This window comes from Streptomyces sp. NPDC029138, assembly GCF_055564375.1.
Window position 1 is genome coordinate 26,078 of the sequence record NZ_JBVHWM010000062.1, and the last position, 13,331, is coordinate 39,408.

15 protein-coding genes and 1 pseudogene are annotated in these 13,331 nt (G+C 70.9%); 6 read left to right on the forward strand and 10 right to left on the reverse strand.

Annotation, left to right across the window (positions count from 1 at the left end; all coding sequences use genetic code 11):
- Positions 1-334: 334 nt before the first annotated feature.
- Positions 335-1,030: a TetR/AcrR family transcriptional regulator gene (locus ACZ4WH_RS34065; protein ID WP_468188108.1), complete on the reverse strand. Its 696-nt coding sequence runs from the start codon at positions 1,028-1,030 to the stop codon at positions 335-337.
- A 206-nt stretch (positions 1,031-1,236) separates the two neighbouring features.
- On the opposite strand from ACZ4WH_RS34065, the pseudogene ACZ4WH_RS34070 reads away from it, so the two are divergent.
- The 4 genes and pseudogenes from ACZ4WH_RS34070 to ACZ4WH_RS34085 all read left to right on the forward strand — a co-directional run.
- A pseudogene (locus ACZ4WH_RS34070) lies at positions 1,237-1,413 on the forward strand (alcohol dehydrogenase catalytic domain-containing protein); the annotation flags it as partial.
- Positions 1,414-1,559: 146 nt separating this feature from the next.
- Positions 1,560-2,363: a VOC family protein gene (locus ACZ4WH_RS34075; protein WP_468188110.1), complete on the forward strand. Its 804-nt coding sequence runs from the start codon at positions 1,560-1,562 to the stop codon at positions 2,361-2,363.
- Entirely contained in the window at positions 2,363-3,001 is a 639-nt protein-coding gene (locus ACZ4WH_RS34080) for an NAD(P)-dependent oxidoreductase (RefSeq protein WP_468188112.1), read from the forward strand. The genes ACZ4WH_RS34075 and ACZ4WH_RS34080 overlap by 1 nt, the downstream gene beginning before the upstream one ends.
- A 69-nt stretch (positions 3,002-3,070) precedes the next feature.
- A complete protein-coding gene (locus ACZ4WH_RS34085) occupies positions 3,071-4,108 on the forward strand; it encodes an LLM class flavin-dependent oxidoreductase (RefSeq protein ID WP_468188113.1) in 1,038 nt (345 codons plus the stop codon).
- A 181-nt stretch (positions 4,109-4,289) separates the two neighbouring features.
- Here ACZ4WH_RS34085 and ACZ4WH_RS34090 read toward each other — a convergent pair whose 3' ends face one another.
- The 4 genes from ACZ4WH_RS34090 to ACZ4WH_RS34105 all read right to left on the reverse strand — a co-directional run bounded on the left by ACZ4WH_RS34090 (position 4,290) and on the right by ACZ4WH_RS34105 (position 6,361).
- A complete protein-coding gene (locus tag ACZ4WH_RS34090; protein WP_468188172.1) occupies positions 4,290-4,805 on the reverse strand; it encodes a molybdopterin dinucleotide binding domain-containing protein in 516 nt (171 codons plus the stop codon).
- Positions 4,775-4,942 carry a hypothetical protein gene (locus tag ACZ4WH_RS34095; RefSeq protein ID WP_468188115.1) on the reverse strand — a complete coding sequence of 56 codons (168 nt, stop codon included), beginning with the start codon at positions 4,940-4,942 and terminating at the stop codon, positions 4,775-4,777. The genes ACZ4WH_RS34090 and ACZ4WH_RS34095 overlap by 31 nt, the downstream gene beginning before the upstream one ends.
- A 91-nt stretch (positions 4,943-5,033) precedes the next feature.
- Positions 5,034-5,705, reverse strand: a complete 672-nt coding sequence (locus ACZ4WH_RS34100) for an enoyl-CoA hydratase-related protein (RefSeq protein ID WP_468188116.1) — start codon at positions 5,703-5,705, stop codon at positions 5,034-5,036.
- A 44-nt stretch (positions 5,706-5,749) separates the two neighbouring features.
- Positions 5,750-6,361 carry a TetR/AcrR family transcriptional regulator gene (locus ACZ4WH_RS34105; RefSeq protein ID WP_468188118.1) on the reverse strand — a complete coding sequence of 204 codons (612 nt, stop codon included), beginning with the start codon at positions 6,359-6,361 and terminating at the stop codon, positions 5,750-5,752.
- Positions 6,362-6,618: 257 nt separating this feature from the next.
- Between ACZ4WH_RS34105 and ACZ4WH_RS34110 the strand changes: the two genes are divergently transcribed.
- Both ACZ4WH_RS34110 and ACZ4WH_RS34115 read left to right on the forward strand, forming a co-directional pair.
- Complete coding sequence (locus ACZ4WH_RS34110; RefSeq protein WP_468188120.1) at positions 6,619-7,431, forward strand: amidohydrolase family protein; 813 nt, start codon at positions 6,619-6,621, stop codon at positions 7,429-7,431.
- A gap of 147 nt (positions 7,432-7,578) precedes the next feature.
- A complete protein-coding gene (locus ACZ4WH_RS34115; RefSeq protein WP_468188122.1) occupies positions 7,579-7,851 on the forward strand; it encodes a hypothetical protein in 273 nt (90 codons plus the stop codon).
- Between the two features lie 206 nt (positions 7,852-8,057).
- Here ACZ4WH_RS34115 and gap read toward each other — a convergent pair whose 3' ends face one another.
- The 5 genes from gap to ACZ4WH_RS34140 all read right to left on the reverse strand — a co-directional run bounded on the left by gap (position 8,058) and on the right by ACZ4WH_RS34140 (position 13,325).
- Complete coding sequence (gene gap, locus ACZ4WH_RS34120; RefSeq protein WP_468188124.1) at positions 8,058-9,056, reverse strand: type I glyceraldehyde-3-phosphate dehydrogenase; 999 nt, start codon at positions 9,054-9,056, stop codon at positions 8,058-8,060.
- Between the two features lie 107 nt (positions 9,057-9,163).
- A complete protein-coding gene (locus ACZ4WH_RS34125; RefSeq protein WP_468188126.1) occupies positions 9,164-10,120 on the reverse strand; it encodes a GlxA family transcriptional regulator in 957 nt (318 codons plus the stop codon).
- Positions 10,121-10,304: 184 nt separating this feature from the next.
- A complete protein-coding gene (locus ACZ4WH_RS34130) occupies positions 10,305-10,505 on the reverse strand; it encodes a hypothetical protein (protein ID WP_468188128.1) in 201 nt (66 codons plus the stop codon).
- A gap of 681 nt (positions 10,506-11,186) precedes the next feature.
- On the reverse strand, positions 11,187-12,125 hold the full coding sequence (locus ACZ4WH_RS34135; protein WP_468188130.1) for a sigma-70 family RNA polymerase sigma factor: 939 nt from the start codon (positions 12,123-12,125) through the stop codon (positions 11,187-11,189).
- 9 nt (positions 12,126-12,134) lie between these two features.
- Positions 12,135-13,325, reverse strand: a complete 1,191-nt coding sequence (locus ACZ4WH_RS34140) for an NAD(P)/FAD-dependent oxidoreductase (protein ID WP_468188132.1) — start codon at positions 13,323-13,325, stop codon at positions 12,135-12,137.
- Between the last annotated feature and the right edge of the window lie 6 nt (positions 13,326-13,331).

The window sequence follows — 13,331 nt, forward strand, 5'->3', positions numbered from 1 at the left end:
GGCACCCTACGCCGCTGCCGCGTTCACGACGCAGTGATCCGGCCACTCCCGCAGGAACCGTTCAGTTGAGACGTGGGGATGCCGGGAAACTCGGTGATGTGGTCCTGGCTGGGTGGATGCCGGACGCTGCCTCAGTCCACGATGCTCAGGCCCTGACGGACGACCTCACCGCGCTGGGCTGGTCAGTCCGGGAACTATGGCCGGGAACTTCATCGGCATCGCAGAACCGCCGACCACCGCCGGCGGGGGAGACACCGGGTACCCAGAATGCTCGGATGAGTACTAGCAAGCGCCCGCTTCACACACGTTTCCGCGGCTTGGTCGCCTTCCGGGCTCACGTCTTGTCGGAGCCGGGGCGGGCGATGTGGACCATGGCGCGGTAGAGGGCGGTGGGTGTGGGGGCGTCGGGAAGTGGTGGGAGCGGGGTGCCGGGGGTCGCGTAGGAGCGAATCATGTGCGCGACGAGGCGGTGCCAGGTGTCGGGCGCCGCGTCGCCTGCCGCGTTGATGACGCCCGCATTGGCCATGAGCAGGATGACGAGGTCCTCGCTGGTGAAGTCGTCGCGCAGGTGGCCGTCGGCTTTGGCACGGGCGATGACTTCGAAGAATCCGTTGTACGCCTCCGCGCGGCGCTTCTCCAGGGCTTTGGCGGCGGGGAAGGTCATGGTCAGGACGTCGGCGAAGCCGCGGTCGGCGGCCTGCATGGCGCAGACGGCGTGGATGTAGCCGGTGAAGCCGTGCCACGGGTCGTCGTCGTCAAGGGCCTGGTTGACGGCGTCGACGTAGGCGTCCATACGGTCGGCGAAGACGGCGTTGACCAGGTCGTCGCGGGTGGCGAAGCGGCGGGAGAGGGTGGCCTTGCCGACGCCGGCCTCGCGTGCGACGGCGGCCATCGACACGCCGAGCCCTTCGCGGGCGAAGAGGCGGCGCGCGGCGGCGAGGATGCGGTCGCGGTTGCGTTCGGCGTCGGCGCGCAGCCCCGTTTCGGGCGTGCGGCCTGGGGTTTCGTCGGGGGCTGCGGTGCGCGTCATGCCACCACCATATCGAAGTGGAACAGGGGGCCCAGTTCTGTTGTTACCCTGGGCACCGTGGAAGCGGGAAGGTCGTTCCACTTACCGAGAGGTGCCGTCATGCGTGCTGTCGTACTGAACGAGGTTCCCGCCGCCCCGGCCGTGGCCGAGGTCGGGACTCCACGACCGGAGGCGGGGAGCTGCTGGTGAAGGTGGCGGTGTCGTCGGTGAACGGCTTTGATGCCGCGACGGCGGCCGGCTACCTGCAAGGGATGATGGAGCACCGGTTCCCGCTGGTGGTCGGCAAGGACTTCGCGGGCACCGTCGAGGCGCTCGGCGAGGGCGTGGAAGGCGTCGCCGTGGGCGACAAGGTCTTCGGCGTGGTGATGAAGCCCTTCCTCGGCACCGGGTCGCTGGCCGAGTACGTGACCGTGTCCGCCGGCTACGGCGTCGCCCACGTCCCCGAAGGCTTGGACCTTAAAGGACGCGGGTGCGCTCGGGCTGGCCGGGACCGCCGCCTTCGACAGCCTGGCCGCCCGTGCACCTACGGATGGACGACCGTCACCGCCGCCTGTCCATCCACCCGGGTGAGGAGGAGCGCCTGGCCTATGTGGGCTGGGAGCTCGCGGGCAAGGCCGCCTTCACCGAGGCCGTCGCCGAGCTGGACGCCAAGGGCTACGAGCCGCGCCTGGGTGACACAGCGGACTGCGCCGAGCGGCAGGTGCAGGGCCTGGCCCGGTTCGAGGACCCCTTCGGCTTCCCGCACGAGATCTACTACAGCCCGACCTTCACCGCGGGGTCCTTCCTGCCGGGCAAGCCGATGGCGGGGAAGTTCGTCGGCGGCACGGACGGGGTCGGACACGTCGTGTTCGTCGTCCCGGAGATCACGCCCGAGCTGGAGGAGTTCACCACCGGCGTCCTCGGACTGGAGCTGTTCGGCGGCTGGACGGCCACCACCCCTGACGGTCACGTGTCGGGCCCGCAGTTCTACCGCTGCAACCCGCGCACCCACTGCCTGGGCTACGTCGGCGTACCCGGCATGAAGGGCGTGCAGCACATAGCCATCGAGTCCACCCACCTGGACGACGTCGGCCGCGCCTGGGACCTGGTGCAGGAACGCGACGACATCCCCGTCACCGTCACCCTGGGCCGGCACATGTCCGACACCCTCGTCTCCTTCTACGTGCGCTCGCCCACCGGCTTCGACATCGAGTTCGGCGCCGGCGGCGAACTCCTGGACGACACCTTCGTACAGACCAACCCCTCCACCTCCGAAGCCTGGGGCCACAAGTTCGTCGCCGACGGCTGGGCCCCCACCGTCCGCCCCTTCACCCCCACCGCAAGGAACACCTGATGCGCGTCACTGTCTTCGGCGCCACCGGCGGCGTCGGCCGCCTCGCTCTCCGGCAACTGCTGGACGCGGGCCACCACGTCACCGCGCTGACCCGCAGCCCCGGCAAGCTGGACCTCACCCACGCCGACCTCGCCACGATCACCGGGCAGTTGTCCGACCGGGCGGCCGTCCAGCAGGCCGTGGCCGGAGCGGACGCGGTCATCAGCGCACTGGGCCCGTCGTTGAAGCGGTCGGTCAAGGGCACCCAGCTTGCCGACGGCACCCGCACGATCGTCGAGGTGATGGCCGAGCAGCAGGTGAGCAGGTTCATCGGCCTGGCCACCCCGTCGCTGGCGGACCCCCGGGACAAGCCGCACTGGAAGCACAAGGTGCTGCCCGCCATGGCCAAGCTGGCCTTCCCCAACGCGCTCACCGAGCTGACCCGCATGACCGAGGCCGTCACCAGCTCCGACCTCGACTACACCATCGCCCGCATCACCAACCCCACCGACAAGCCCTCGACCGGCCGCATCCGCTCCGGATTCCTGGGCCACGACGAGGTCGGCTCCGCCATGAGCCGGGCGGACATCGCCGCCTTCCTCGTCTCCCAGCTCACCGACACCCGCTACCAGCGGGCCATGCCCGTCCTCTCCAACTGACCCGCCCCGCGGTGCCGCGGGCTGCCACCCGGCCTGCGGAACCCGTTTGCTTCGCGTGAGGAGCGTGCCGTGGAACTCGGCATCCTGTCCCTGTCCGACCTACAGACCGACCCCGCCACCGGCCGGCTCCACGACCCGGCCCGACGCACCCGCGAGATCGTCTCCTACGCGATCGCCGCCGATCAGGCCGGACTCGACGTCTTCGGCCTCGGCGAACACCACAGCCCCGACTTCTCCGTCGCCAACCCCGCCGTCCCGCTGGCCGCCATGGCCCAGGCCACCACCCGCATCCGCCTCACCAGCGCCGTGTCCGTGGTCTCCACCCTCGATCCTGTCCGCCTCCACCAGGACTTCGCCTCCCTGGACCACCTCAGTCAGGGCCGCGCCGAGATCATCGCCGGACGCAGCGCCTTCCTCGAAGCCTTCACCCTCTTCGGCATCGATCCCGCCCACTACGACGACGTCTTCGCCGAGAAGCTCGACCTGCTCCTCGCCATCCGCGAGAACTCCCACGTCACCTGGTCCGGCCGCCACCGCCCCGCACTCCACGGCGTACCCGTGCCGCCCCGCCCCCAGCAGGACACGCTGCCGCTGTGGCTCGGCGTCGGCGGCACCCCGGCCAGCGCGGAACGCGCCGCCCGCCTCGGCCTGCCCATGGTCCTCGGGCTCATCGGCGGCGACATCCGCCGAGCCCGGCCCCTCACCGAGCACTACCGGACCGTGGGCCAGGCCGCCGGCCACAGCCCCGACGCGCTCCGCCTCGGCGTCACCAGCCATTTCTACGTCGGCAAGACCTCCCAGGGCGCCCGCAAGGACCTCTACCCGTACTACCGCGAGTACCTACGGCCCAGGACACCCGGCGGCCGGGGGTGGCTCGTCGATCCCGACCAGTTCGAAGCCGTCGCCAGTCCTGTGGGCGCGCTGATGACCGGCAGCCCGCAGGAAGTCATCGACAAGATCCTCACCGAACGCGAACTCCTCGGCATCGACCGCTTCATGGGCCAGGTCGACTTCGGCGGCATGCCGACCGCCATGGTCAGCGACTCCATCGAACTCCTCGCCACTGAAGTCGCCCCCGTCATCCGCAAAGAGACACACGAAGCCTGACGGCCAGCGCCCGGCGTCACCGGAACGAACCACGGCTGCGGCGCCCTTGCCCTTGCGGTCCACCGACACAGTCCAGCCGATCTCGCCCCCCCCGCGTCGGCTGGCGCCAGGACCGCAGCGAGGTTCCGTTCCCAGGTGCCCGCCCATCAAAGAGACACGCTCAAGGGGGCGGGGCTCCGCGTCAGGTGGGTAGGGGCTGGATGCGGGCGGGGACGTGTTTGTGCCAGGGGGTGCCGGCGATGGGATCGCGCCAGGTGAGGCTGGTGAGGGTGTTCAGGGAGACGCCGGTGCGTTCGGTGCCGCCGTCCTCGGTGGGCAGGTCGAGGCCGAAGCCGTTGGGCAGGGCCGCGTGCCCTGGTTGCAGGCGGTCGTCGACCCCGACGACCGCCTGAGCGGTCCCTTGCGTCGTGGTGATCTGGGCCAGGGCGCCGTCGGACAGGCCCAGCTCTTCGGCGTCGTGCGGGCTGATGCGCAGGGCGCCCTGTTGGTCACGCTTGCGCCAGGTGGTGTCGCGGAAGATGGTGTTCGCGGTGAAGGCCCGGCGCTGTCCGGCGGCCAGGACGACCGGGAAGTCGTCGCTGGTGTGGACGGCGGGGGTGGTGTCCAGGTCGGCGAGGAGGCCGAGGAGTTCAGGGATGGGCAGCGGGATGCGGTGGCCGGGGGTGGTTAATGGTCCAGGCGCAGGGCCTTGTTGCAGGTGTAGCCGGCGGTGGCGACGTGCTCCTTGTCGCCGCGGATCTTCGTGAAGCGGCGGCCGTCGGTCTGGATCTGGATGCCGCAGTTGTTCTCGCACAGGATGCACGCGCTCTTGTGCCAGGCAGCGGTGTCGGTCATCGGCCCTGTCTCCTCGTACGGCGGGCGGCTGGTGCGTCCCGCGCCCAGAGGTCAGCCCGGGGCGCGGGGTGTGCGATCGGTGAGGTGCTGATCAGCCGAGCGGGTTCGCGGTGTCGCGCAGGGTGGCCAGGACCGGGGCGTACATGCGGGACTTGATGGTGCCGAGGGTGTCACCGGCCTTGTTCACCTGTGCCTGGGCGATCTCGATGGCGGTGGAGCGCACCGCGTCCTCGCTGACCGCCTGGTCGACGATGCCGACGGCTGCGGCGTCCACGCCGCCGTAGCGGCGGGCGGTGAGCATGGCCTCGTGCGCGGTCTGCGGCGCCAGCCGGGACTGGATGAGCGCGGCCATGCCAGGGGTGAAGGGGATGTTGATGTCCGCTTCGGGCAGGCACCAGTAGCCGCGATCAGCGCGCATCACGCGGACGTCGTGGGACAGGGAGAACATCGCGCCGGCGGCGAAGGTGTGCCCCTGGAGCGCGGCCACCGTGATGACCGGCAGCGACAGCATCCGTGCGAACAGCTCATGGACAGAGACGACGTAGTCCTGGTGCTGGTCGGCGTGGGCGAACAGCCAGTCCAGGTCCAGGCCGTTGGAGTAGAACTTGCCCGTGGCGGCGGTGACCAGCGCACGGGGGCCTTCCGCCTTCTCCACCTCGTCCAGCGCGGCGCTGACCGCGGTGAGCCAGTCGGGGTGGAAGCGGTTCTCACCGTCTCCGAGGTCGAGGACGAAGACTTTGTCCTGACGGCCGAGCGAGGGCATGGCGACTCCTTCGAGCTGAGCGGACTGGGTCAAGTGGCCGCGGGCTACGGCCGGGGCGCGGATTCGGCACCGGGGCGGTCACGCAGGGCGTGGAGGAGCAGGTCGTGGATCTCGGCGGCGGCTGCCTCGATCGGGGCGGCGCTCTGCTCGGCCCGGCACATGATCACCGCGCCTTCGACCGCCGCGATGATGAAGGCACCGAGTCGGCGGCTGCGTTCCTCGGTCAGACCGTGCCGCAGGAAGAGGGCAGCGAGGGCCTCCTGCCAGCGGGCGAAGACGGCGGCGGCGGAACGGGCCAGCTGGGGCGCGTCGTCGTTGGTCTCCACGGCCACCGCCACGATCGGGCAGCCGGCCCGGAAGCCGCTCTCTGTGAGCCGGTCACGCCACAGCAGGAAGAACGCGTCGATGGCCTCCACCGGATCATCCGCCTGCATGGCGGCATCGATCAGACCCGCGATGAAGTCCCCCGCCAGCGCCACCGCCTCGTCGATGAGCTGCGCCCGCCCGCCGGGGAAGTGGTGATACACCGAGCCCCGAGGGGCTCCGCTGTGGGCGAGCACCCGGTCGATGCTGGTCGCACTCGCACCGTACTCGCGCAGCAGGGCAGCAGCACTGAGGATCATCCGGTCACGGCTGTCACTCTTGCGCGGACTCACCGGCGCACCCGCCCTTCCGACAGCGAGGAGGCACCCCTGCGCGGGCTACCTGTCGGTAACTTATGGGGTATGCCATAGAACATGCAAGAGGGGCGCGTCCGCGCCAAGCCGTCGCCACCACGTACGCCCTCGCCGCGACAGCCTGAAACAGCAGGCCAGGCCACACGCGCGGCAAGCATCGGCTAAGGTCCAGGTAAGCGATCGCTTAACCAATTCCGTCGCGATGCAGTCAGCGCAAGCAGAGGCAGGAGACGCGAATGCCGGTCATCGATGCGTGGATGCAGCACCCCACGCTCCGTCACTCCAACCACGAGATGTTCGAGTCGTTGCGCCGTTGGACGGGGCGGGGGCTGCTGGAGGAGCCGTTGCCGGTCAAGGCGACGCTCGCCGCGATGGCGGCGGCCGACGTCGAAATCGGGCTGTCAGCGGCCTGGTACGGGCCTCAGGGGCCGTTGATCAGCAACGACGAGGTGGCCGAGTTCGTCGCCCAGTCCGGGGGGCGGTTGCGCGGGGTGGCCGGCGCGGATCTGACCCGACCGGTCCAGGCCGTGCGGGAACTGCGCCGCGCGGTGGAGGAACTCGGCTTCGTGGCCCTGCGGATCGTGCCCTGGCTGTGGCAGCTTCCGCCCACCGATCGGCTGTACTACCCGCTGTACGCCGCCTGCGTCGACCTCGGCATCCCCTTCTGCACCCAGGTCGGGCACACCGGCCCCCTGCGCCCGTCCGAGACCGGCCGCCCCATCCCCTACATCGACCAGGTAGCGCTCGACTTTCCCGAACTGACCATCGTGTGCGGTCACATCGGCTACCCATGGACCACGGAGATGATCGCGGTTGCCGACAAGCACGCCAACGTCTACATCGACACCAGCGCCTACACCGCCCGCCGCTACCCACGTGAACTCATCGAGTACGTGCGTGGCCGGGGCCGCAGGAAGGTGCTGTTCGGCACGAACTACCCCATGATCACCCCGGAGCAAGCCCTGGAGCACCTCAGCGAGTTGGACCTGGGCGAGGAAACCACCGAACTGTTCCTGTCCGGCAACGCACGACGGGTCTTCAGCCTCTGACCACGCCGGGTCGGTGCCGGTCCCGCATGAGGATCGCGGCAACCCGGAGTGCGGCCCGATGGGCCAGAGCGATTTTGTCGGTGCAGGAAAGCCCACGGCGGTCCCGTGAAGCCCGCGTTGTCGGTGGTGACTGGAACCCTGGACGGCATGAACAGCGACGACGAGCAGCTGCTGCGCGGCCGGGTCTACGGAGCCGACCCTGACCACCCGGGACCGCGCCCGGGCCGGAGCTACGCCGAACTGGTCGGCGGCCCGCTGGACGGGCTGCTGCTGGACGTCACGGGCTGGACGCCGGATGAGATCGACACGGGCGTATCGCTGCTGACGGACCTCGGGCAGTTCGGACCCGGCGGCCGGGCACTGTACGACCCGCGACCGGGCGACCGCAGCCGCTTCGACTGGTCCGGCGACAGCCCCTGACCCGGTCGCCGGCCTGCCCAGACGCAGTGTTCCATTCCTGCGCCATGCACGAGCGGTGGCCGGCGGGGCGACGCTCGAAGGTACCCCTTGACCGAACCCGACTTCTGTGACTGAGCGCTCCGGTGGCCCGATTGGCCAACCGGAGCGCCCAGAGGAGGTGTTGGCCGGGGCGGCTCCCGGAGGCGGGGTACTACGCCGGCGTCCGGTCAGCGGGTGGCGAGGAACTCCAGCGTGTCGATCACACGATTCGAGAAGCCCCACTCATTGTCGTACCACGCGACCACCTTGATGTGGCGGCCGTCGACGCGGGTGAGGGCCGAGTCGAAGATCGACGAGGCGGGGTTACCCGTGATGTCGGACGACACGAGCGGGTCGTCCGAGTACTCGAGGATGCCGGCCAGCGGCCCCTGCGCCGCGTCCCGGTACGCCGCCAGCACGTCGTCGCGTGTCACGTCGCGGGTGACGGTGGTGTTGAGTTCGACGATCGAGCCCACCGGCACCGGTACGCGGATCGAGTCGCCCGACAGCTTGCCGTCGAGGTTCGGCAGCACCAGGCCGATCGCCTTGGCGGCGCCGGTCGTGGTCGGCACGATGTTGACGCCGGCGGCCCGGGCGCGACGGGCGTCGCGGTGCGGGCCGTCTTGCAGGTTCTGCTCCTGCGTGTAGGCGTGCACCGTCGTCATGAACCCGTGCTCGATACCGGCGAGTTCGTCGAGGACCGCGGCCAGCGGCGCGAGCGCGTTGGTGGTGCAGGAGGCGTTCGAGACGATCGTGTGCGCGGCCGGGTCGTAGGCATCGGTGTTGACCCCGAACGCGAGCGTGACGTCGGCGCCGTCCGACGGCGCGCTGACGAGTACCTTCTTCGCGCCCGCGTCGAGGTGGGCGCGGGCGGCCTTGGCCGAGGTGAAGCGGCCGGTGGCTTCCAGGACGATGTCGACGCCGAGTTCGGCCCACGGCAGCTGCGCCGGTTCCCGCTCGGCCAGCACCGTGATCCGACGGCCGTCGACGACGAGGGCGTCCCCGTCGTCGGTCACCGGGCGCCCGAGCCGGCCGGCCGTGCTGTCGTACGCGAGCAGCCGGGCGAGAGTGGCGGGCTCCGTCAGGTCGTTGACGGCGACGATCTCGAGGGCGCTGTCGCGCTCCAGCAGCGCGCGCAGCACATTGCGTCCGATGCGGCCGAATCCGTTGATGGCGATGCGAGTCATGAGTGATGTCCCTTCCCTTCGCCACCAGGCTCGCCCGCGGGGCGCGCCGCTGACAGTGGCGGGATCGCCACGGTTCAAAAGGATCTCGCCACACGGCGCCGGGTGGGTCACTCGCCCCGGGTGAAGGTGCGCCGGTACTCGCTCGGTGTGGTGCCGAGGATGCGCTGGAAGTGCAGGCGCAGGTTCGCGCCGGTGCCGAGCCCCACGTCGGCGGCGATCTGTTCGACGCTGCGCTCCGAGCGTTCGAGCAGTTCGCGGGCCAGGTCGATGCGGGCGCGCATCACCCACTGCATCGGCGTGTAGCCGGTCTCCTCGACGAAGCGCCGGGAGAACGTGCGCGGCGAGACCCCGGCCTGCCGCGCCAGTATGTCGAGGGTGAGGGGCTCGGCGAGCCGGTGCAGCGCCCACTCGCGGGTGGCGGCGAACCGCTCGCCGAGCGGCTCGGGGACGCTGCGCGGCACGTACTGGGCCTGGCCGCCGCTGCGGTAGGGGGCGGCAACCAGACGCCGGGCCGCGTGGTTGGACGCGGCCACTCCGAGGTCGCCGCGCAGGATGTGCAGACACAGGTCGATGCCGGAGGCGGCGCCGGCCGAGGTGAGCACGCTGCCCTCGTCGACGAACAGCACGTTCTCGTCCACCTGGACGAGCGGATGCCTGGCCCTGAGTGCCCGCGTGTAGTGCCAGTGCGTCGTGGCGCGCCTGCCGTCGAGCAGGCCCGTGGCGGCGAGCGCGAAGGCACCCGTCGAGATGGCGGCGAGTCGCGCGCCCCGGTCGTGGGCGGCGATCAGTGCGTCGACGACGGCCTGCGGCGGGTCGTCGCGGTCCGGGAACCGGTAGCCGGGGACGAAGACGATGTCCGCCCACGCAAGCGCGTCGAGGCCGTCGGCGACGTAGTACGCGAGGCCGTCGCCACCGGCCACGAGACCCGGTGTCGCCCCGCACACCCGCACCTCGTACGGCATGCTCGCGCGGGTGGTGAAAACCTGCGCGGGAATGCCGACATCGAGCGGCTTGGCACCCTCGAGCACAAGGACGGCGACGCGATACAGGCGGGAGGCTGGCACAGGAAAAGGTTACGTGGGGCGTGACTTCGAGACGCCCGGTGCGCGGTCGTCGCAGCCGGACACGCCCTTGGCGCCGAGCAGCACCGGCTGACCGTTCGTGTCTGTCGAGTCGTTCGCCACGGACGGGGTCCAGGGAAACGCCGAGTCTCCGGACCCCTGCCCTTCGGATCTCCGCGGCGGCCGCCTACTGGTAGCAGGGGTCTCCGCACAGCACGGTGGCCGTGCCGCTGGCGCCGGCTGTGATGGAGGTGGTGGCGTGGGTAGTGGCCGTGGGGGTCTTGCTCGTCTCCCAGGGCATGGGGGCGGCCATGGCCTGGGGGGCAAGGGCGGTGAAAGCTGAGGTGGCCACGAACACGGCGGCCACCGCTCGCTTGCGCAGACGCATCTGTACTCCTCGATCGATGGTCGGCCAGTGAGGTTCGCGGCGCCTCGCGCCGGCGGCGCCACTGGACGTCGTACGCGTCAACGGCCGGGCGGACGAGCTTGGCTCGCCCTTCCTCGGCCAGTCGTTCCGGCTCGATCAGCTTATCGGCGACCTCGGCCACGGCACAGGTCCCAAGCGACCCGTTCCGGACGCCGACGATCGGCCACCGTCCGGTAGGGCAGGGCCGCCGCCGGCTGCCCGGCAGGGGAAAGGGCGCGGCCGGCGGCACACCGTTGCCGTAGGCCCGCGCCTTCGCGGGGGACCGGGCACGTCGACGTGACCGAAGCCGAGGCCTTCAGCAGAGCGTTCCATCGAGGGCGGGGGAGCGGGCGGCGGGCCATGAAATGGGCGAAGTCCCCGCAATACGGGCACTGGTGGCGGTCGGTCAGTTCGACGCTTCGCTGTTCCAGCCGTGTGCTGGTGCACTGGAGTTCATCGGTGTCCGCCGCAGAGCCGAGGCCGGACTCGCGCCAGACATGTGCTCACCCATCCCTTCGGAGAGCCGCCGTTCCAACGGATGATCCACCGCCGCGCTCGGCGCGCACAGCCGTGCGTACGTGCCGCTTCGCGTGACCGCCTCTGTGACTTCCAGCGACAGGTGACCAGGTGCCGACCCAGGTCACTGGATTCCGGTGGCTCTGGTCACCATGCGTTGATGACCGGCGCGTCGGGTTCATGCTGCCGCCAGGCCTCGTTGAGACGTGCGAGCCGGTCCGCGGCGGCGATGCCGAGCAGGGACGCGACCTTGCCGCCGCTGATGTCGAACGCCACGGCCCCCACGACCCGGTCGTCGACCACGGCGAGGACGGCCGGGGAGCCGTTGACCAGCACGATGTGCATCGCGGGGGAGCCGCCGGCCAGCCGCCGCTTCGCCGGCGTGGGCTTGAACCCGGCCCGCACGAAGACGGCGACGCGTTCGCGCGACGTGTACCGCAGCAGCCGCCTGGCCAGTCCGGCCCCGTCCGACACCGCGGTCGCGTCGGCGGTGAGCATCGCCACCAGCCGTTCGGTGCGCCCCGACGTGGCCGCGGCGAGGAACTCCTCGACGATCCGGCGCGCGGACGCCGGGTCCACCTCGTGGCCGCCGCGGCGCTCGGCGGCGATCCGGCGTCGGGCCCGGTGGACATGCTGCTGGCTCGCGGACTCGGTGACGTCGAGGATCCCGGCGATCTCGGCGTGGGAGTACGAGAAGGCCTCGCGCAGGACGTAAGCGGCCCGCTCGACCGGCGAGAGGCGCTCCATGAGGGTCAGCACGGCCAAGGACACCGATTCGCGCTGCTCGAAGGTGTCGGCGGGGCCGAGCATCGGGTCGCCCTCGAGGAGCGGCTCGGGCAGCCAGTCTCCGACGGCGCGCTCGTGGCGGGCCTGTGCCGAGCGGAGCCGGTCGAGGCAGAGATTGGTGACGACCTTGGTCAGCCACGCTTCCGGCACTTCTACCCGTTCGCGGTCTGCGGCCTGCCAGCGCAGGAACGTGTCCTGCACGGCGTCCTCGGCGTCGGCGGCCGAGCCGAGCAGACGGTACGCGAGCGAGGCCAGCCGGCCCCGGCTGGCCTCGAAGCGATCGACGGCTGCACTGTCCATGCGAGGAGCCTATGCGGCGACCCTCACACCGGCCCGGTCGGGCGCGGTGGCCAGGCGGCGCTTGCGCTTCGGCATGCCGAAGGTCGGGTGGGCGATGCTCCACCCGGCCCCCTTGAGCACGCCCGACTTGAGCCACGCGGCGGTCCGGCCGCCCAGGTACCAGGACTTCGACCGGACGTCCCCGTCCACCATCTGGAAGATCGCGTCCCGCCGCCCGAGGCTGATGTGGTTGCCGTGGTACTTCAGCCCGACGATCGGAACCTCACTGCCCGTCAGGCGGGCGATGATCGCGGCGGTCGCCTGCATGGTGGTGTAGCCGGCCGAGGCGCAGGACATCGGTAGCGGCCGGCCGTTGTCGCCGATGGCGTAGGCGCAGTCGCCGGCGGCGTGGACGTCCGGGTGCGAGACCGAGCGCATGGTGCGGTCGACGACGATCTGGCCGGTCTCGGCGACCTCCAACCCGCTGGCGGCAGCGATGGGGTTTACGGCGAACCCGGCCGACCAGACGACCACGTCAGCCGGGATGGACGTGCCGTCCGCGGCGATCGCCCGTGTCGGCTCGACGGCTTCGATGCCGGTGTGCTCGTGGACGGTGATGCCGAGCCGGTCGAAGGCCTGGCGCAGGTGACGGCGGGCCTTCGGGGAGAGCCAGGCGCCCAGCTCGCCGCGGGCGGCCAGCGCGACCGAGAGGTCGGGCCGGCACTCGGCGAACTCGGTGGCGGTCTCGATGCCGGTCAGCCCCTCACCGACGACCAGCACGGTGCCGCCCTCACCCAGATCGCCCAGGCGCTCGCGCAGACGCAGCGCCGAGGACCGGCCGGTCACATCGAAGGCGTACTCGGCCACGCCGGGCACGCCATGGCGGGCCACGGAGCTGCCGAGCGCGTAAAGAAGGGTGTCGTACGGCAGCTTGCCGTCCCCGTCCTCGCCGGTCACGGCGACTGTCCTGCGCTCGGGGTCGACGCCCGTGACGCGCGCCAGGCGCAGCCGCACCCCGGTGCCCGCGAACACCTCGGCGAGCTTGCGGACCGCGAAGTCCTGGCCGATCGCGAGCTGGTGGAGCCGCATCCGCTCGACGAAGTCGGGCACGGCGTTGACGACGGTGACTTCGGTGTCGGCGGGGGACAGCCGACGGGCCAGGTTTCCGGCGGCGAAGGCCCCGGCGTATCCGGCGCCGAGTACGACGATGCGGTGCTTCATGGCGAT

What these genes read in the sequence shown, in the direction of transcription:
- ACZ4WH_RS34065 (WP_468188108.1), bottom strand. Translation starts at nt 1,030, where the DNA reads ATGACGCGCACCGCAGCCCCCGACGAAACCCCAGGCCGCACGCCCGAA.
- ACZ4WH_RS34075 (WP_468188110.1), top strand. Translation starts at nt 1,560, where the DNA reads ATGGACGACCGTCACCGCCGCCTGTCCATCCACCCGGGTGAGGAGGAG.
- ACZ4WH_RS34080 (WP_468188112.1), top strand. Translation starts at nt 2,363, where the DNA reads ATGCGCGTCACTGTCTTCGGCGCCACCGGCGGCGTCGGCCGCCTCGCT.
- ACZ4WH_RS34095 (WP_468188115.1), bottom strand. Translation starts at nt 4,942, where the DNA reads ATGACCGACACCGCTGCCTGGCACAAGAGCGCGTGCATCCTGTGCGAG.
- ACZ4WH_RS34100 (WP_468188116.1), bottom strand. Translation starts at nt 5,705, where the DNA reads ATGCCCTCGCTCGGCCGTCAGGACAAAGTCTTCGTCCTCGACCTCGGA.
- ACZ4WH_RS34110 (WP_468188120.1), top strand. Translation starts at nt 6,619, where the DNA reads ATGCCGGTCATCGATGCGTGGATGCAGCACCCCACGCTCCGTCACTCC.
- ACZ4WH_RS34115 (WP_468188122.1), top strand. Translation starts at nt 7,579, where the DNA reads ATGAACAGCGACGACGAGCAGCTGCTGCGCGGCCGGGTCTACGGAGCC.
- gap (WP_468188124.1), bottom strand. Translation starts at nt 9,056, where the DNA reads ATGACTCGCATCGCCATCAACGGATTCGGCCGCATCGGACGCAATGTG.
- ACZ4WH_RS34130 (WP_468188128.1), bottom strand. Translation starts at nt 10,505, where the DNA reads ATGCGTCTGCGCAAGCGAGCGGTGGCCGCCGTGTTCGTGGCCACCTCA.
- ACZ4WH_RS34135 (WP_468188130.1), bottom strand. Translation starts at nt 12,125, where the DNA reads ATGGACAGTGCAGCCGTCGATCGCTTCGAGGCCAGCCGGGGCCGGCTG.
- ACZ4WH_RS34140 (WP_468188132.1), bottom strand. Translation starts at nt 13,325, where the DNA reads ATGAAGCACCGCATCGTCGTACTCGGCGCCGGATACGCCGGGGCCTTC.